Below are 16,254 nucleotides of genomic sequence, written 5' to 3'. Positions count from 1 at the left end.
CGACGGTAACAGGGATGCCGATTCACCCCCTGATTCACCCGACGACCCACCCCACCGGAGCACGCCGCTCTGGTTGTCTGTGACGGATCACCACGACTTTCCGCGGGGGGACGACGATGAGCCGGACGACCCGGGCGCCGAGAAGCCGACCGGCGCGCGTGGGACTGGCCGCCCTGCTGCTGGTGGGCAGCGGGATCACGGGGGCCACGACGGGCACGGCGGCGGCCTCGCCGACGGACGGCACGTTGACCGTCCAGGTGCTGCGGGACTTCTTCGGCACCGGCGTGATCAACACGACGATGGACGTGCCGCAGCGGGGCATGGCGGTCGACGTCTCCGACCGCGAGGGCCACCACGTCACCGGTGTCACCGACGCGACCGGCAAGGTCGTCGTGCCGCCGTCCGCCGTGCTGACCGGCGGCCACTACCGCGTCGACGTCACGATCCCCGCGCCCTACGACGGCTACCTGCGGGCGGCGCCCGCCTCGACGGCGGCCGACCACTTCGACAGCTTCACCACCTTCGTGGACGTCTCCGGGGGCCGGGACGACTCGGTGATCACCGGCGTCTGGAACCCGGTCCACTACGCGCTGCCCGACACCCGGTACTTCGTGCCGGTCCAGAACGGCGGCAACGGCTCGGACACCCGGGCGCTGGTGGCCTTCGGCGTGCGGGCGCGCGGCACGTGCCCGGAGACCGTCGCCTGCCCGACCACGCTGGCCACCCAGGCGCAGGTCGGGACGACGTTCGGCCTGGCCTACGACAAGTACCGGCAGCGGCTGTTCCAGGCCGCGTTCGCGCGGCGGCACACCCGGTACGGGCCGGAGGGCGGCGACGCGATCTACACCGTGCCGGTCGACGGCGGCGGCGCGCCCGCCCTGTTCGCGAAGGTCGCGGGCGCGGCGGTGACACCGCACGACACCGGCAACCTCATCAAGGACGGCGGCTTCACCGAGGCGCCCGGCAAGGAGGGCATCGGCGGCTTGGCGCTGTCCGAGGACGGCTCGACGCTGTACGCGATGAACCTGCGGACCCGCACCCTCGTCGGCTTCGACGCCACCGGCGCCACCGCGTCGGCGCCCCGCTCCGAGGTGCCGGTGCCGGACCCGGGCTGCGCCGCGCCGACCGACTGGCGGCCGTTCTCGATCGCCGCGCACGACGGCACGGTGTACGTGGGCGGTGTGTGCAGCGCGGAGAGCACGCGGGACAGGGCGGACCTCAAGGCCGTCGTGTACGCCTACGACGGCACCACGTTCACCGCGGTGCTGACCCGGCCGCTGGACTTCGAGCGCGGCGAGGTCCTCACCGGCGCGGCCGCCGGTGCCCAGACCAACCACTGGAACCCGTGGCGCACGGACCTGGCTTCCTGGTCCGCGCACGACGTGAACGGCAACGGCGCGCTGATCGACCCGCAGCCGCAACTGGCCAGCCTGGCGTTCACGCGCGAGGGCAACGTGGTCCTCGGCTTCCGGGACCGGTTCATGGACGCCGCGGGCTGGGGGTCGCTGGACCCGCGGCCGGGCGTCGACAACACCCAGAACGGCTTCTCCGGCGGCGACATCACCATGGCCTGCGCCAACCCCGAGGGCGGGTACTCGTGGGAGGGCACGGGGACCTGCCCCGACCACACGACCACCGCCGACGACGGGCAGCAGGCCGCCGGTGTGGTCGAGTACTTCCCGGGTGACTACTTCGCTCCGGGCGGTCCCACCACGAGCGGCCCGCACCAGGAGAGCGCGCAGGGGGCGGTCGCCTACATCCCCCAGCAGCAGTGGGTCGTCAGCACGCAGATGGACCCGACCGTGAACGTCGCCACCAACGGCACCGGCTACTACGACGTCACCACGGGCGTGGGCCCCGGCAACAACGCCACCGGCAACGCCTACGAGTTCGTCGGCCGCAACCCGGCCAACGGGTTCGGCAAGGCGGGCGGGCTCGGCGCCATCGCCTACCAGGCGGCGAACGCGCCGATCCAGATCGGCAACCTGGTGTGGTTCGACGGCGACCACAACGGCGTGCAGGACCCGGCGGACGTGCGGCTGCCCGGTGCGACGATCAACCTGCTGGACGCGGCGGGCAGGCAGGTCGCCACGACCAGGACCGACGCGGCGGGCGAGTACTACTTCGGCGGCGTCGGCGCGGCGTACGAGCTGACACCGGGCGCGGACTACACGGTGCAGTTCGACGTCTGCACCGCGAACACCGCCTCGGTGCCCTCCCGGCCGCCCGCTGCGGAGCTGAGGTTCACGCTGCCGGTGGTCGGCACCGACCGGGTGCACGACTCGAACGTGGTCCCGCCGACCAGCGGGCCGCTGTGCAACGGGTACGCGCCCGTCACCGCGCCGGCGAACGCCGGGGAGGTCGACCACACGATCGACGCCGGCGTGTACATCCCCCAGCCGGAGCCGACGACGACCACCACCGCGCCGCCGCCGACGACGACGGTCCCGGAGCCGACCACCACGACGGCACCGCCCGGCCGGGACGGGGGTGGGCTGGCCGACACCGGCGTCTCCTCCGGCCTGACGTGGTTGGCGGGTCTCGGCGTCGTGGTGCTGGGCGCGGGCGCGGTCCTGGCGTTCGCCTCCCGGAAGCGCCGCCCGAAGCGCGGCTAGTCACAGCACCCCGCCCGCGGTCCTCGGTGGCCGCGGGCGTGCGGCCCGTCCCGCGTCAGTCCACAGTGGATAATCGATCGCGTCACGGCGCGTTCGTCGGGCCGCCGGTCCAGCGCTCGCCGGCCAGGGTGTCGAGCAGCCGCGTCAGCGCCACGCGGTCGTCCGCGCGCAGGCGGTCGGTGCCGGGTGCCAGGGCGAGGCGGACCTGCTCCTCCAGCCTGGCCGCCAGTTCCGCGCCCGCCGGGGTGATCGCCACGTCGACCACCCGGCGGTCCTCCGGCGACTTGCCGCGCACCACGAGGCCGCGGCGCTCGGCCCGTTCGACGAGGCCCGACAGCGTGGACTTGTCCAGGCCCAGGAACGCCGCCAGCTCGGTCATCCGCGGCCTGCGGTCGCGCAGGAGGCCGAGCAGCCGGAGCTGCGTCAGGGACAGGTCGTGCTCGGACCCGATGCGGGTCAGCACGGCCATCATCCGGAACGACGTCCGGACGAGCGCGTCCACGAGGGCGTCGTCGGCTTCCACACCGCGATCGTACTTGACATGGTTGGGATTACAAACCAAACTCGAAGTAGTTGGTAATACAAACCAAACTTCGAGGAGCAGCCATGCGCGCCGCCGTCGTCACCGCCTTCGACGCCCCGCCCCGCTACGACCGGTACCCCGCCCCCGTCGCGGAGGGGGAGGACGCGATGGTCGTGGACGTGCTCGCCACCGGGCTGCACCGCCTGGTCCGGGCCCGTGCGAACGGTGCCCACTACAGCGCCCGCCACAGCGCCGACCACAGCGCCACCGGCGTCCTGCCGCTGGTGCCGGGCGTGGACGCCGTCGTGCGCGACCCGCACGGCAGGCTCCGGTACGCGGTGCTGGAGGACGGCCGCCTCGGCACGTTCGCCGAGCGGACCGTGATCGACCCCCGCCGCAGCGTGGAGCTGCCGGACGACGTCGACCCGGTGCGGATCGCCGCCGCGATGAACCCGGCGATGTCGTCGTGGGTCGCGCTGCGCCGCCGCGTCGCGTTCCGGGAGGGCCAGGGCGTCCTCGTCCTCGGGGCCACCGGCAACGCCGGGCGCATGGCGGTGCAGATCGCCAGGCGGTTCGGCGCGGGGCGCGTGGTGGCCGCCGGGCGCGACACCTCCCGCCTGGCCGCGCCGCGCGACCTGGGCGCGGACGAGGTGGTGACGTTCGACCAGGTGGGGCGGGCCGCCGACGTCGACGTCGTCCTCGACTACGTGTGGGGCGAGCCGGCCGCGCGGGCGATGACCGCGCTCGTCACCGCCCGCCGGGACCGGCGCGCCCCGCTGGACTGGGTCCAGATCGGCTCGGTGGCGGGCGAGACGAGCCCCGTGCCCGCCTCGGTGCTGCGCGCGTCCCGGCTCCAGCTGTGCGGCAGCGGCTTCGGCTCGCTCTCGGCCCGCGACTTCCTGGCCGAGCTGCCCGAGCTCGCCGTCGCGGTGCACACCGGCGCCGTCGACGTGCGGGCCCGGGCCGTGCCGCTCGCCCGGGTCGCCGAGACGTGGGACGAGGAGACCGACGACCGCATCGTCTACGTGCCCTGACGCCCCTTCCGGGCCGTGCCGGTCAGACCCCCACCGGCACGTCGCCGCGCAGGGTGATCCGGTGCATCACCCTGCGCTGGGCGCCGTAGTCGTCCACCGCGTAGTGCGCGGTGCTGCGGTTGTCCCACACCACCACGTCGCCCTCGCTCCACCGGTGCCGCACGGTGAACTCCGGCCGGCCGATCGCGGCGAAGAACACGTCCAGCAGCGCCCGGCTCTCGGCCTCCGACAGCGCCGGCAGGCGGGTGGTGAAGCCGGGGTTGACGAACAGGCTGCGCCGACCCGTCTCCGGGTGCACGCGCACCACGGGGTGCTCGACGGGCTCCAGCGACCGGATGCGCTCGCCCTCCCACGTGTTGCCCTCGCCGCCCAGGCGGTCGTGCAGGTACTCCTCGAAGTCCTTGCGGCCGTCGTGCAGCGCGGTCAGCTTGTCGGCCAGCTCGCGCAGCGGCTCGGACAGGAACAGGTAGGCCGCCTCCAGGTCGGTCCAGCAGGTGTCGCCCCCGGTCGGCGGCAGGGTGACCGCCCGCAGCACGGACCCCAGCGGCGGGCGGGCCATGAAGGTGACGTCGGTGTGCCACACGGGGGCCTTGCCGCCGTCGCCCGCGTCCAGCACGTAGATCTCGGGGTGGTCGGCGTCCAGCCCCGGCACGACGGGGTGCGCGGGGGTCGGCTCGCCCAGCGCGGCGGCGAACGCGCGGTGCGTAGTCGGGGTCAACCGCTGGCCGGGGAACACCAGGACCTTGTGCTCGACCAGGGCCGTGCGCAGCGCGGCGGCGGACTCGTCGACGTCGTTGAGGTCGACGCCGGTCACGCGCGCGCCGAGGGTGGGGGTCAACGGCTCGATGTGCGGCATGGTCTTCCCTTCCTGGTGGGTTCTCGCCGTGCTAGTGGGTTCTCGCCGTGGCGCGCACGGTGCCCGCCACCTCGCCGCGCAGCGCGGCGAACTCCGCCGACCCGCGCAGCTCGTCGGCGGACACCCCGTCGCGCGGCAGGGGCACGGGCAGGTCCAGCGCCACCCGGCCGGGCCGGTCGGACAGCACGACGACGCGGCTGGCGAGGAACACGGCCTCGTCCACGCTGTGGGTCACGAACACGACCCCGCGCCCGTCGTCGGTCAGGGAGCGGACGTCCTCCTGGAGGCGTTCGCGGGTCAGCGCGTCGAGCGCGGCGAACGGCTCGTCCATCAGCAGCAGGCGGGGGCGCGCGGCCAGCGCCCGCGCGATGGCCACCCGCTGCTGCTGGCCGCCCGAGATCTCCCAGGTGCGGCGCGGGCCCAGCTCGGCCAGCCCGACCTGGCCCAGCAGCTCGCGGGTCCGCTGTGGACGGTCGGCGCGGGGCACGCCCGCCCACCGCAGCGCGGTGCCGACGTTGCCGCCGACGCTCTGCCATGGGAACAGCCGCGGCTGCTGGAACACCGTGCCGACGTCCCGACCGGGCACCGGGGTGCCGCCGAGCACCCGCACCTGACCGGTGGTGGGCCGCTCGAACCCGCCGACCAGCCGCAGCAACGTGCTCTTGCCCGACCCGGAGGGGCCGACCACGACCAGGAACTCGCCCGGGTCGACGCGCAGGTCCAGCGGCCCGAGCGCGGGCACGTCGGCGCCCTTGGCCCGGTACCGGTGCTCGACGCCGGTCAGCTCGACCAGCGGCTCACCCACGGGGGACCCGCAGCGCCGCGCGGAACACCGCCAGGTCCGGCACGGCGTCGACCTTCTTCTGCCCGTGCAGGAACTCCGCCGCCGCGCGCAACTGGTCGGCGAGCTCGCCGGGCGCGTCGGCGGTGCCGAAGTACTCGGGGGTGCGCTGCTCGGCGTGGTCGAGGTAGATGTTCTGCTTGAGCTGGGACAGCGCGTCGTCCACGCCCGCGCCGATCTGCCGCGCGACCGCCTCGGCGACCACCCGCGGCTCGGTCTTGATCTTCTTGATCGCGTCGTCGGTGGCGGCCAGCCACTTGTCCAGCACGTCGCCGTTCTGCTCGACGAACTCCTTGCGCGCCACGGTGAACGTCAGCGTCGGCTTGCCCGCGGCGGCGAGCTTCGCGCTGTCGGTGAGCGTGACGCCGGTCTGCTGGAGCACGCTGAGCACCGGGGTCCACACGTACGCGCCGTCGATGTCCCCGCGCTGCCACGCCGCCTGGATGTTCTGCGGCTCCAGGTCCACCAGCGTCACCGACGCCGGGTCCACACCGGCCTGCTGGAACGCGGCCAGCAGGCTGTAGTGCGCGGTGGAGCTGAAGGGCGCGGCGACCTTGCGGCCCGCCAACCCCTTGATGTCGGTGATCCCGCTCTCCTTGCGCACCACCAGGGCTTCGCTGTCCCCGATGACGTTGAGCAGCTCCACGACCTGGTAGGGGATGTTCAGCGGCGGGCACAGGCCGGCGGCGGTCGGGCTGCTGCCGATCACCGCGAGGTCGACCGCGCCACCGAGGAACGCGGTGTTGATGCTCGCGCCCGAGTCGAACGACGTCCACGAGATCCGGTGGTCGGGCAGCGCCTTCTCCAGCACGCCCTGGTCCTTCACCAGCAGCGTGCTGTCGGCGAAGTTCTGGTAGGCGATGCGCACCTGGCGCCCGCCGGAGCCGGACTCCGCCGAGCCGCCGACCCCGCAGGCGGCCAGCACCGGTGCGGCGGCGAACAGGGACAGGATCGATCTGCGCGTGACGGACATGGTTGTGCTCCCGGGTGATCGGCGCTCACGCCCGCCCGCGCCACGGCGAGACGGCGCGTTGCAGCGCGAGGATGGCGGTGTCGATGAGCAACCCGGTCACGCCGATGACGACGAGCCCGAGCAGCACCACCGCGGTCTGGTTGTAGCGCTGGGCGTTGAGGACCATGCCCCCGATGCCGTCCGCGCCGTTGACGGTCTCGGCGGCCACGACCGAGCTGTAGGCCACGCCCACGGCCAGCCGCACGCCCGTCAGGATCTCCGGCGCGGACGCGGGCAGCACCACCGTGCCGATCACCCCGAGCCGGTTCGCGCCCAGCGCGTGCGCCGCCTCCACGTACTGCCGGTTGACGCCGGTCACCGCGGCGGCGGTGGCCACCGCGACGGGCGGGAACGCGGCCACCACCAGCAGGTAGACCTTGGGTTCCTCGTCGATGCCGAACCAGATGACCAGCAGGCTGAGGTAGGCCAGCGGCGGCAGCGCCCGCAGGAAGGTCACGAACGGCTCGGTGACCGCGCGGACCAGCGGGACCAGGCCCATCAGCAACCCGAGCCCCACGCCGACCACGATGCCGTAGGCGCAGCCGTAGCCGACCCGGCGCAGGCTCACCCCGAGCCGCTCGACCACAGTGGACCCGGCGTAGCCGCCCTGGCCGTTGCCGCTGTCGGACGCGGCGAGGAGCTGGTCCCACACCTGGCCCGGGCCCGGCAGGACCGCGGGCGGCCAGAACCGGGCCAGCACCAGCAGCTCCCAGAGCGCGAGCAGCACGGCCACGGCCGCCACCCGCACCAGGACCGAGTGCGTGGCCGACAGCGCGGTGCGGCGCGGTTGCCGTGGTGTCATGGGAAACTCCGTGCGGTGCCGGGAGGAGCGGTCGGCGGTGAATGTACAGAGGTACACATCGCCCGGGCGGTTTTCCCGGATCGTGGACGTCTTCGGCGGGAAGCCTTGCGGGGGAGGAGATCACATGACAACGGGCCGCCGTCGTGATCCCGATCGGCGGGAACGCATCGTGGCGGCGGCGGTCCGGGTGATCGGGGCGTCGGGACCGGCGGCGCTGACGCACCGGGCCGCGGCCGCCGAGGCGGGCGTGCCGCTGGGTTCGACCACCTACTACTTCGCCGACCTGGACGAACTGCTGGCCGCGGCCGTGCTCGCGGTGGCCCGGCGCAACGTGGCCCGGCTGCGCCGCTGGGCGGATTCCCTCACGCCACAAGCGGATCTGTGCACCGAGCTGTCGGACTTCCTGGTGTCACTGGCCACCCGGCACCGGGCGGCCAGCGTGCTGGCCTACGAGCTGTACAGCGCGGCGCTGCGCCGACCGGGCCTGCGCGCGGCGAGCACGTCGTGGGACGCGATGCTGACGGACGTGTTCGCGCGCCACGTGCCCGAGCCGACGGCGCGCGCGCTCACCGCCCTGTTCGACGGGCTGCTCTACCAGGCCCTGGTGTCACCGGTGCGGCCGACCAGGGCCGACTTCGAGCCCGCGTTGCGGCTGCTGCTGGGGTGAGGCCGGGGGCGGTGCCCGCCGGCGACGTGCTCGGCCCGCTCCGCCTCCGGTCGGCCCGTCGGGACGACGCGACCGACGCCGGCGTACACCCCGCGGGTGAACTCCGCCGCGGCCACGCCCGGTTCGGGACGCCACAGCGGCGCGTCGACCACCCCGGGCTCGACCAGCTCCAGGCCGTCGAACAGGGCGACGACCCGGTCGCGCGGGCGGAAGAACATCGGGTCCGGGCTGTCCGCCATGGCGGCGGTGACCTCGGCCATCGCCTCGGGGGCGTGGTCGGCGGTCAGGTGCGAGAGGGCGACGTAGCTGCCCGGCGGCAGGGCTTCACGGTAACGGGCGACCAGTCCCGCCGGGTCCTTGTGGTCGGGGACGAAGTGGTGCACGGCGACCATCAGCAACCCGACCGGGTCGGACGTGTCCAGCAGCCGCACGACGGCGGGATCGCGCAGGACGGCGGCCGGGGAGGTGAAGTCCGCCTGCACGACCGACGTCCGCTCGTCGCCCCGCAGCAGCAACCGGCTGTGCGCCACCGCGACGACCTCGTAGTCGACGTAGACGACCAGGCCCTCCGGGGTGGCCCGCTGGACGATCTCGTGCACGTTGCCCACGGTCGGGATGCCGGAGCCCAGGTCGAGGAACCGCGTGACGCCGCGGTCGACCATGAAGTCCACCGCGCGGCGCAGGAACGCCCGGTTCGACCGGGCGATGGCCCGCGCACCGGGTAACCGGGCGACGATGTGCCCGCCGACCCGGCGGTCGGCGGCGAAGTTGTGCCCCCCGCCCAGCAGGAAGTCGTACACCCTGGCGGCGGAGGGCCGGTTCACGTCGACGTCCGGGGGCACCCAGTCCTGGTCGGCCACGAACCCCATCTTCCACGAACCTCAGCCGGTCAGGTCGCCCCGGTCGGTGTCCTGGACCGTGAAGATCTCGGCCAGGCCGGTCATGTGCAGCATCTTGACCAGCATCCGCGGCGGGTTGCGCAGGTTCAGCGCCGCGTCCGCCCCCGAGGCCAGCTCGTGCGCCGACAGCAGCGCGCTCAGGCCGCTGGAGTCGCAGAACTCCAGCCCCGACAGGTCCAGCACGAGGACGTCGCCAGCGGCCAGGGACAGGCCGGAGAGCTCCTCGCGCAGCCGCGGGGTGGTGTCGTGGTCCAGTTCCCCCGCCAACGCCATGGTGTGGGTGGCGCCGTCGGTGGTGGTCGTCAGGTCGATCACCGTGCCTCCGCGGGGACGGCGGCGGTCGTGCCGGGGTTGCCGATCGCGAGGATCGCGGTGTCGTCGGAGGGCTCCCCCGACCAGTCGGTGAGCAGCGCCCTCAGCAGGTCCACCACCGCGTCGGCGTCCTTGCCCGTCATCGTGGCGGCGGCCTCGGCCAGCCCCTCCTCCTCCAGCATGGAGCCGTCGGCGCGGCGGGCCTCGGTCAGGCCGTCGGAGTACAGGACGATCACGTCGCCGGGGGTCAGGCGCGTGGTGGCCACGGCGAACCGCGCGTCGGGCAGGATGCCGACGAGCTGGCCGCCCGGCGTGGGCAGGAAGTCGACCTCGCCGCCGGCGCGCAGGAGGAGGGGCGGCGGGTGCCCGCCGCCCGCGAGCGTGACGGCGAAACCGCCGTCGTCCGGTTCGAGCAGGCCGAACACGACCGTGCAGAACCGCGGGGCGCCCGACCGGCGCTGCTGCATCAGGACCGTGTTGAGGGTCCGGAGCACCTTGACCGGGTCGGTGTCGTGGACGGCGGCGGCACGCAGGGCGTACCGCGTCAACGACGTCAGCACGGCCGCCTCCGGACCCTTGCCGCAGACGTCGCCCAGGAAGAACCCCCACCGGTCGTTGCCCAGGGGGAACACGTCGTAGAAGTCGCCGCCGACCTGGTCCTTCGACGCCACCTGGTAGTGGGCGGCCAGGTCGAGGCCGGCGACGTCGGGCAGCGCGTCGGGCAGCAGCGTCCGCTGGAGGGTGCCGGTCAGGCGCTCCAGGCGTTCCCGCTCCTGCTCGGCCTTGCGCTTGGCGGTCAGCAGCTCCCGCTCGTAGGCGCGCCGTTCCCGGGCGTCGAACACCGTGATGCGGACCAGCAGCGGCTGCCCGTCCTCGCTGGTCTTGACCTTGGCGTTGACCAGCGCGGGCAGCTTGCGGCCGTCGGCCGCGACCAGGTCGAGCGCCAGCTCCCGGACCTGGCCGTGCATGCGCAGCATCGGCGCGTAGTGCGTCTCGTGGTACAGCCGGCCGCCGCCGGTCAGCAGGTCGGTGAAGCGCCTGACCCCGACGAGGTCCTCGCGCCCGTACCCGAGCCACTCCAGCAGCGTGCCGTTGACCTTGGCGATCTCGCCGTCCATGAGGGTGGACAGGTAGCCGCACGGAGCGTTGTCGTACAGCTCCGCCGCGTCGTCCTCCAGCAGCGACGAGAAGACCGCCCGGGGGTCGCGGGCGACCGCGTCGACGTCCTCGACCGGCTCGTCGGGTTCGCCGACGCCGGTCCCGGCGGAGCACATCACGACCGGTCGCCCCCCTGCCCGGCCAGGAACGCCCGGATGGCGGCGGCCGTCTCGTCCGGCGCGCTGAGGTTGGGGCAATGCCCGGTGGCGTTGAGCACCACGAACTCGCTGCCCGGGATGCCGCGGTGCACGAACTCGCCCACCACCCGGTCGGCGATGACGTCCTCGCGGCACTGCAGCACCAGCGTCGGCACGCTCACGGCGGCCAGGTCGGCGCGGTTGTCCGACAGGAACGTCACCCGGGCGAAGTGGCGCGCGATGTCGGGGTCGGTGCGGCAGAAGCTCTCGGTCAGCTCCTGGCCCAGCGCCGGGCGGTCCGGGTTGCCCATGATCGCCGGCGCCATCGCCGCCGACCAGCCCAGGTAGTTGCTGTCCAGGGAGTCCAGCAGCTCCTCGATGTCCTCGGCGCTGAACCCGCCCCGGTAGTCGCCGTCGTCCACGTAGCGGGGGGAGGGGCCGACCAGGACCAGCGCGCCGAACCGCGACGGGTCGGCGTTCGCGGCCAGCACGCCGATCATCGCGCTGACGGAGTGCCCGACGAACACCACGTCGCGCAGGTCCAGCTCCTCGAGGATCTCCAGCAGGTCGGCGGCGTACCCGCGCAGGGTGGAGTAGCGCTCCGGCTGCCACGCCGACAGGTCCGACCGCCCGGCCCCGACGTGGTCGAACAGCACCACGCGGTGGTCGTCGGTGAACGACGGCGCCACCAGCCGCCACATGTTCTGGTCGCAGCCGAAGCCGTGCGAGAACACCACCGGTCGACCGTCGGCCAGGCCGGACACGGTCACGTTGTTCCTGCTCCGGACGTCCATGACCGGCAGTATCCCACTCGGGCACCCGGCCGCCGGTCGGCGGTGCGCCGCCGACCGCGTGCCACGGCGGGGCGGACCCGCGGACCCGCGACCGTCCCGGGTGGCCGGTCAGGGGCGACCGCAGGTGAACGCGGTCCGCTCGGTGTTCGCGAACGCGGCCAGGCACGAGCCCAACCGCCGCTGCCCGTAGGCGTTCGGGTGCATGTACTCCTGCACCTGTCCCTGGCCGACCAGGGGCACGCCGATCCAGCGCACCCACTCGCCCTCGGCCTCCGGGATCGGGTTCGCCGGGGTTTCGCCCTGCCGGGCTGCCCGGACGCCCTTGGCGCACAGCTCGTGGCCGGCGAAGGCGTCGCTCAGGTCCATGACCTGCGCGGTGCCCCCGGCGGCGGACGTGATCGCCGACAGCAGGCCGGGGATGATCCCCTGGTTCGCCCAGTCCGCGTCCTTGTCGTAGATCGGGCACCCGCCGGTCTTCAGGTAGCGGTCGTTGTAGGTCTCGGGGTAGCGGTTGTACCCCGTGCCCGGGAGGATCACCGGGTAGGACTGGACGACCAGCCGGTACTCGCTCCGGCCGTACCCGGCGGCCTCCATCGTGCCGTGGACGGCGTTGATCGTGGCGGTCAGCGCGGACTCCAGGGACGCGATGCGCTGTCGCACTTCCGCCCGGAACTGCTCGGTGCCGCAGTAGCGGTAGGTGAGGAACTTCCCGACGCAGGTCTTGACGATGCCGCTGAAGTCGATGTCGTTGCCGCCGACGGACAGCACGATCAGCCTGACCTTGCGCTTGCCCACCCCGTCGCCCTTGAGGAACCGGTCGAGCTGGACGAGCTGGACCTCCTCGCCCTTGAACGACGACTTGTGGACGGCCGCGGTGGTCGCACCGGAACAGGCGATGTTCAGCCGGTCGGCGGGCGCGATCGGGTAGGTGGTCCCGTTCACCCGGACGGAGGTCACGTGCGTGATCTCGGCGCTGTCGGAGCGGTTGCACCCGTTGTCGTAGGAGGAGCCGTAGACCCGCTTCGGGTCGTGGGCGCACTTGCCCTCGCCACCGTCGCAGTCGTGGGCGGCGCGGTCGGTGCCGTACGCGCTGCCGCCGCTGTCGCCGTAACCGTTGCCCTGCCACCGCCCGGCCTCGCCGGAGATGAAGCTGTCACCCAGCGAGACCACCGCGGGCGGGGCGTCGTCGGTCGCCGCGGTGGCGGAGGCCCCGGACAGGGCTCCGCCCAGGACGAGGGCGACACCGGCGAGCGCGGCCAGGGCCGGGCGTGCTGACATGGGCGGCTCTCTCTTCCCGGGTGGGTGACCGGCAGCTCCTCGAACGCGGGACCGGCGGGGAGGTCGGGTCGGCCGCCGCCTCCTCACCGTCCGTCCACAGTCGACCACAGCCGCCGGGTGGCCGACAGCCGCGCCCGTCGTCCGGGGCACCACGTCACCCGGCCCGGCGGGTGACGTTCGCGGCACGGCTACGGCGGGTCACTCGAACGGCTCCGCGCGGCGACCCGGTGGTGTGGTAGGTGTCGGGGATGAGCTTCGACGGCGAGGTCGGGGAGATGGTGGCGGCCAACCGCGCCAACTGGGACGCGCGCACGCCCGTCCACGTGGCCAGCGAGTTCTACTCGGTCGGCCGGCGCGACCCCGGGGAGTGGTTCGCGCCGTTCGAGTGGGCCGCCCTCGGCGACCTCGCCGGGCGGGAGCTGGTCCACCTGCAGTGCCACCTCGGCACCGAGACGGTCGCCCTGGCGCGGCGGGGCGCGCGGGTCACCGGGCTGGACTTCTCGGCGCGGGCGGTGGCCGCGGCGCGGCGGATCGCGGCCGACGAGCGGGTCGAGGTCGAGTACGTCGAGGCCGACGTCCACGACGCGGTCGGGCGGCTGGGCGCGGGGCGGTTCGACGTCGTCTACACGGGCAAGGGCGCGTTGTGCTACCTGCCCGACCTGCCGCGGTGGGCGGCGGTGGTGGTCGACCTGCTCAAGCCGGGCGGCTTCGTCCTCGTCGTGGAGTTCCACCCGCTGCTCACGGCGTTCGGGCCCAGCCCCGCGCCCGGCGAGGGACCGGAGCTGCTGCTGCGGCACGACTACCTCGAAGGGCGCGGCGCGGTCGAGCGCGACTCCACCCACACCTACACCGACGGCCCGGCCCTGACCGCGGCGACGGTCTCCTACGAGTGGGCGCACTCCCTCGGCGAGGTCGTCACCGCGCTCGTCCGGGCCGGGCTGCGGATCGACGAGCTGACCGAGAGCGAACTGCTGCCGTGGCCGCGCTGGGCCCGCATGACGCGCACCGGCAGCGGCTGGTGGGCGCTGCCCGCCGACGAGCCGAGGATGCCGCTGATGTACGCGCTGAAGGCGTCGAAGCCGTGACGGTCAGAGGCGGGTCGCGGTGAGGCCGCCGTCGACCGACCCGCCGCCCTCCTGGCCGGTCGCGCGCACCTCGTCCCCCGGGTCCTCGCCCGGCTCGGCGGGCAGGCTCACCGGACGCCCGCCCGGAACCCGTCGATCAGCAGCTCGATCAGCCGCCCGCCGTGGTCGTGGCCGGGCGGCGAGTTCTCCCGCGCCCACGCGGCGGAGGTGATGGCGGCGAACAGCTCCTCGGCGGTCAGGTCCGGCCGCACCCGGCCCGCCTCCTGGGCGCGGGCCAGCAGCGCTCCGCCGGCGGCGTGCATCTCGACGCACGAGTGGTGCAGCGGGGTGCCCTCGTCGTACGTGCTCGCCGCCAGGAACCCGACCAGGCCGCGGAACGTGCTGCAGTGCGCGACCGCCTGGTGGATCCACGTGGTCAGCGCGCCGACCGGGTCGTCCGCCGCCGCCAGCGCGAGCTGCTCGGCACTGGCCCGCAGGGCGTCCAGGCCCTCGCGCACCGACGCCTCGATCAGGGTCTCCCGGGTGGGGAAGTGGCCGTAGAGGGTGCCGATCGCGACACCGGCGGCGCGGGCGACGTCCTCCAGCGCCGCGTCCGTGCCGCGGGCGTCGAACGCCTCGCGCGCGGCTTCGAGGATGCGGTCGTAGTTGCGCCGCCCGTCCGCGCGCTTGGGCCGTTGGGCCAGGTAGGCCGTCACGAATGCCTCCAACCGGCTGGGTGGCGCCGCCGCGGCCAGGTTACCGGGCGGCGCCACGGCGGGGTCAGCCCTGCTCGGCGGTGGCCTCGCGGGCTCCGACCTCGTGGGTTCCGGCCTTGCGGGCTCCGGGACCGAACCAGAACACCAGCGACACCACGACGCCCAGCGCGGCGATCGCGGTGCTCCAGGCGAACACCGAGGAGATCGTGTCGCCGATCCGCCCGGTGCCGGAGGAGAACGGCAGCAGCAGCACCGCCAGGCCGATCGAGCCGCCGATGGTCAGGGCGCTCTGCAGGATGCCCGCCGTGACGCCGGTGTCGGCCGGGTCCGACGTCGACAGCACGATCATGTTGAACGGGATGATCGCCAGGCCCACGCCCACGCCCAGCACGACGATCGCGGGCAGCACGCCGGTGGTGTACGTGCTGCCGCCATCCAGGCGCGCCAGCCAGGCGAAGCCCGCGATCACGAGCACCGACCCGACGAGCGCCCGGACCTCCAGGCGCAGCCCGGCGACGAACCTGGTGAGGAACTGGGTCGTCACCAGCAGCGCCAGGCCGAACGGCAGGATCGCCAGGCCCGTGCGCAGCGCGTCGAGGCCGAGCGGTCCGGCCAGGTACTGGGTGACGTAGAACAGGAAGCCGGTCAGCACCGAGGCGAGGAGCAGCAGGTTGACGAACCCGCCGGCCCGGGCGCGGCTCGCGAAGACCCGGCGCGGCAGCAGCGGCTCCGCCGCCTTCCCGTCCACCAGCACGAGCGCGGCGATCAGGACCACCGACACCGCCAGCGGCACCAGCGTCCACGTGCGCAGCCAGCCGTCCTCGGCGGCCCGGACCAGGCCGTACACGCCCGCGGTGAGCGCCAGGGTCACCAGCACGGCACTCGGCGCGCCCAGCGAGCGGGTCCGCGTGCCCTCGTCCCGGGCGCCGACCGCGCGCAGCGCGAGGGCGATGATCACCACGCCGATGGGCACGTTGACCAGCAGGCTCCACCGCCAGTCGCCGGCGGCCGTCAGCAGGCCGCCGAGGATCATCCCGGCCGCCGCGCCGAGCCCGGTCACCGTCGAGTACAGGCCGAACGCCCTGGCCTGCCGCTCGCCCCGGAACAGGATGGCCAGCAGCGCCAACCCGGTCGGTCCGGCGACGGCCGCGCCCGCGCCCTGCAGCACGCGGCCGACGAGGAGGACCTCGAACGTCGGCGCGAGGCCCGCGACGAGCGAGGCGACGGTCACCAGGCCGATGCCGGCCAGGAACACCCTGCGGTGGCCCAGCACGTCCCCCAGCCGCCCGGCGAGCAGCAGCAGGCCGCCGAAGGCGACGAAGAAGGCGTTGAGCACCCAGGACGCGGCGGCCACGCCCACGCCGAGGTCGGCCCGGAGGGACGGCAGCGCCACGTTGACGATCGTGCCGTCCAGCTGCAGCAGGAACTCCGCGCCGACGATGGCCGCCAGCGCGAGACCCCACGGCGTCGCGCGGACGCCGCCCCCGGAGGGTGCCTTGGTGGTCATGGTGGGGAACTCCTTCAAGTCGAGACCGCCTCGGGATAG

General features: G+C 73.9%; 16 protein-coding genes. 4 read left to right on the top strand and 12 right to left on the bottom strand.

The annotated features are described in order from the left end of the window. The first annotated feature begins 116 nt into the window (after nucleotides 1-116). Nucleotides 117-2,615 (top strand): SdrD B-like domain-containing protein, encoded by a 2,499-nt coding sequence (locus tag ACIGNX_RS30405; RefSeq protein ID WP_396544259.1) that lies wholly within the window; start codon nucleotides 117-119, stop codon nucleotides 2,613-2,615. Nucleotides 2,616-2,697: 82 nt separating this feature from the next. On the opposite strand, the gene ACIGNX_RS30400 is transcribed toward ACIGNX_RS30405, so the two are convergent. Beyond that, complete coding sequence (locus ACIGNX_RS30400; protein ID WP_396544258.1) at nucleotides 2,698-3,138, bottom strand: MarR family winged helix-turn-helix transcriptional regulator; 441 nt, start codon at nucleotides 3,136-3,138, stop codon at nucleotides 2,698-2,700. An 83-nt stretch (nucleotides 3,139-3,221) separates the two neighbouring features. Between ACIGNX_RS30400 and ACIGNX_RS30395 the strand changes: the two genes are divergently transcribed. Then, a complete protein-coding gene (locus ACIGNX_RS30395) occupies nucleotides 3,222-4,172 on the top strand; it encodes a zinc-binding dehydrogenase (protein ID WP_396544257.1) in 951 nt (316 codons plus the stop codon). 22 nt (nucleotides 4,173-4,194) lie between these two features. Here ACIGNX_RS30395 and ACIGNX_RS30390 read toward each other — a convergent pair whose 3' ends face one another. Genes ACIGNX_RS30390 through ACIGNX_RS30375 form a run of 4 tightly spaced genes read right to left on the bottom strand, consistent with a single transcriptional unit; the run spans nucleotide 4,195 to nucleotide 7,683 of the window. Beyond that, on the bottom strand, nucleotides 4,195-5,028 hold the full coding sequence (locus ACIGNX_RS30390) for a TauD/TfdA dioxygenase family protein (RefSeq protein WP_396544256.1): 834 nt from the start codon (nucleotides 5,026-5,028) through the stop codon (nucleotides 4,195-4,197). A gap of 31 nt (nucleotides 5,029-5,059) precedes the next feature. Further along, complete coding sequence (locus tag ACIGNX_RS30385; RefSeq protein ID WP_396544255.1) at nucleotides 5,060-5,833, bottom strand: ABC transporter ATP-binding protein; 774 nt, start codon at nucleotides 5,831-5,833, stop codon at nucleotides 5,060-5,062. Beyond that, complete coding sequence (locus ACIGNX_RS30380) at nucleotides 5,826-6,842, bottom strand: glycine betaine ABC transporter substrate-binding protein (RefSeq protein WP_396544254.1); 1,017 nt, start codon at nucleotides 6,840-6,842, stop codon at nucleotides 5,826-5,828. The genes ACIGNX_RS30385 and ACIGNX_RS30380 overlap by 8 nt, the downstream gene beginning before the upstream one ends. Before the next feature lie 25 nt (nucleotides 6,843-6,867). Beyond that, nucleotides 6,868-7,683, bottom strand: coding sequence for an ABC transporter permease (locus tag ACIGNX_RS30375; RefSeq protein WP_396544253.1), 816 nt, complete (start codon nucleotides 7,681-7,683; stop codon nucleotides 6,868-6,870). Nucleotides 7,684-7,807: 124 nt separating this feature from the next. Here ACIGNX_RS30375 and ACIGNX_RS30370 point away from each other — a divergent pair, with 124 nt between their 5' ends. Further along, the gene (locus ACIGNX_RS30370) at nucleotides 7,808-8,350 is read left to right on the top strand and encodes a TetR/AcrR family transcriptional regulator (RefSeq protein WP_396544252.1); all 543 of its coding nucleotides are present in this window, start codon (nucleotides 7,808-7,810) and stop codon (nucleotides 8,348-8,350) included. Here ACIGNX_RS30370 and ACIGNX_RS30365 read toward each other — a convergent pair. The 5 genes from ACIGNX_RS30365 to ACIGNX_RS30345 all read right to left on the bottom strand — a co-directional run bounded on the left by ACIGNX_RS30365 (nucleotide 8,275) and on the right by ACIGNX_RS30345 (nucleotide 12,928). Further along, complete coding sequence (locus ACIGNX_RS30365) at nucleotides 8,275-9,219, bottom strand: SAM-dependent methyltransferase (protein WP_396544251.1); 945 nt, start codon at nucleotides 9,217-9,219, stop codon at nucleotides 8,275-8,277. The genes ACIGNX_RS30370 and ACIGNX_RS30365 overlap by 76 nt on opposite strands. A 12-nt stretch (nucleotides 9,220-9,231) precedes the next feature. Next, nucleotides 9,232-9,564 carry an STAS domain-containing protein gene (locus ACIGNX_RS30360; protein ID WP_396544250.1) on the bottom strand — a complete coding sequence of 111 codons (333 nt, stop codon included), beginning with the start codon at nucleotides 9,562-9,564 and terminating at the stop codon, nucleotides 9,232-9,234. Next, nucleotides 9,561-10,835, bottom strand: a complete 1,275-nt coding sequence (locus ACIGNX_RS30355) for a PP2C family protein-serine/threonine phosphatase (protein WP_396544323.1) — start codon at nucleotides 10,833-10,835, stop codon at nucleotides 9,561-9,563. The genes ACIGNX_RS30360 and ACIGNX_RS30355 overlap by 4 nt, the downstream gene beginning before the upstream one ends. Then, nucleotides 10,835-11,650: an alpha/beta fold hydrolase gene (locus ACIGNX_RS30350; RefSeq protein ID WP_396544249.1), complete on the bottom strand. Its 816-nt coding sequence runs from the start codon at nucleotides 11,648-11,650 to the stop codon at nucleotides 10,835-10,837. The genes ACIGNX_RS30355 and ACIGNX_RS30350 overlap by 1 nt, the downstream gene beginning before the upstream one ends. Before the next feature lie 108 nt (nucleotides 11,651-11,758). Beyond that, on the bottom strand, nucleotides 11,759-12,928 hold the full coding sequence (locus ACIGNX_RS30345) for a hypothetical protein (protein WP_396544248.1): 1,170 nt from the start codon (nucleotides 12,926-12,928) through the stop codon (nucleotides 11,759-11,761). 248 nt (nucleotides 12,929-13,176) lie between these two features. Between ACIGNX_RS30345 and ACIGNX_RS30340 the strand changes: the two genes are divergently transcribed. After that, nucleotides 13,177-14,013, top strand: coding sequence for a class I SAM-dependent methyltransferase (locus ACIGNX_RS30340; protein ID WP_396544247.1), 837 nt, complete (start codon nucleotides 13,177-13,179; stop codon nucleotides 14,011-14,013). 107 nt (nucleotides 14,014-14,120) lie between these two features. On the opposite strand, the gene ACIGNX_RS30335 is transcribed toward ACIGNX_RS30340, so the two are convergent. Together ACIGNX_RS30335 and ACIGNX_RS30330 are read right to left on the bottom strand one after the other, a co-directional pair. Next, complete coding sequence (locus ACIGNX_RS30335; RefSeq protein WP_396544246.1) at nucleotides 14,121-14,708, bottom strand: TetR/AcrR family transcriptional regulator; 588 nt, start codon at nucleotides 14,706-14,708, stop codon at nucleotides 14,121-14,123. A gap of 64 nt (nucleotides 14,709-14,772) precedes the next feature. Continuing rightward, nucleotides 14,773-16,215: an MFS transporter gene (locus tag ACIGNX_RS30330; protein WP_396544245.1), complete on the bottom strand. Its 1,443-nt coding sequence runs from the start codon at nucleotides 16,213-16,215 to the stop codon at nucleotides 14,773-14,775. Nucleotides 16,216-16,254: the final 39 nt, after the last annotated feature.

The sequence above is a fragment of the Actinosynnema sp. NPDC053489 genome, from assembly GCF_044544865.1.
GTDB lineage: Bacteria > Actinomycetota > Actinomycetes > Mycobacteriales > Pseudonocardiaceae > Actinosynnema.
This window is presented reverse-complemented; position numbering and strand designations above follow the sequence as displayed.

Bases quoted from the DNA above. Each gene is read 5' to 3' on its own strand.
- ACIGNX_RS30405 (WP_396544259.1), top strand. From the start codon at position 117: ATGAGCCGGACGACCCGGGCGCCGAGAAGCCGACCGGCGCGCGTGGGA.
- ACIGNX_RS30390 (WP_396544256.1), bottom strand. From the start codon at position 5,028: ATGCCGCACATCGAGCCGTTGACCCCCACCCTCGGCGCGCGCGTGACC.
- ACIGNX_RS30350 (WP_396544249.1), bottom strand. From the start codon at position 11,650: ATGGACGTCCGGAGCAGGAACAACGTGACCGTGTCCGGCCTGGCCGAC.
- ACIGNX_RS30340 (WP_396544247.1), top strand. From the start codon at position 13,177: ATGAGCTTCGACGGCGAGGTCGGGGAGATGGTGGCGGCCAACCGCGCC.
- ACIGNX_RS30365 (WP_396544251.1), bottom strand. From the start codon at position 9,219: ATGGGGTTCGTGGCCGACCAGGACTGGGTGCCCCCGGACGTCGACGTG.
- ACIGNX_RS30370 (WP_396544252.1), top strand. From the start codon at position 7,808: ATGACAACGGGCCGCCGTCGTGATCCCGATCGGCGGGAACGCATCGTG.
- ACIGNX_RS30375 (WP_396544253.1), bottom strand. From the start codon at position 7,683: ATGACACCACGGCAACCGCGCCGCACCGCGCTGTCGGCCACGCACTCG.
- ACIGNX_RS30380 (WP_396544254.1), bottom strand. From the start codon at position 6,842: ATGTCCGTCACGCGCAGATCGATCCTGTCCCTGTTCGCCGCCGCACCG.
- ACIGNX_RS30345 (WP_396544248.1), bottom strand. From the start codon at position 12,928: ATGTCAGCACGCCCGGCCCTGGCCGCGCTCGCCGGTGTCGCCCTCGTC.
- ACIGNX_RS30395 (WP_396544257.1), top strand. From the start codon at position 3,222: ATGCGCGCCGCCGTCGTCACCGCCTTCGACGCCCCGCCCCGCTACGAC.
- ACIGNX_RS30330 (WP_396544245.1), bottom strand. From the start codon at position 16,215: ATGACCACCAAGGCACCCTCCGGGGGCGGCGTCCGCGCGACGCCGTGG.
- ACIGNX_RS30355 (WP_396544323.1), bottom strand. From the start codon at position 10,835: ATGTGCTCCGCCGGGACCGGCGTCGGCGAACCCGACGAGCCGGTCGAG.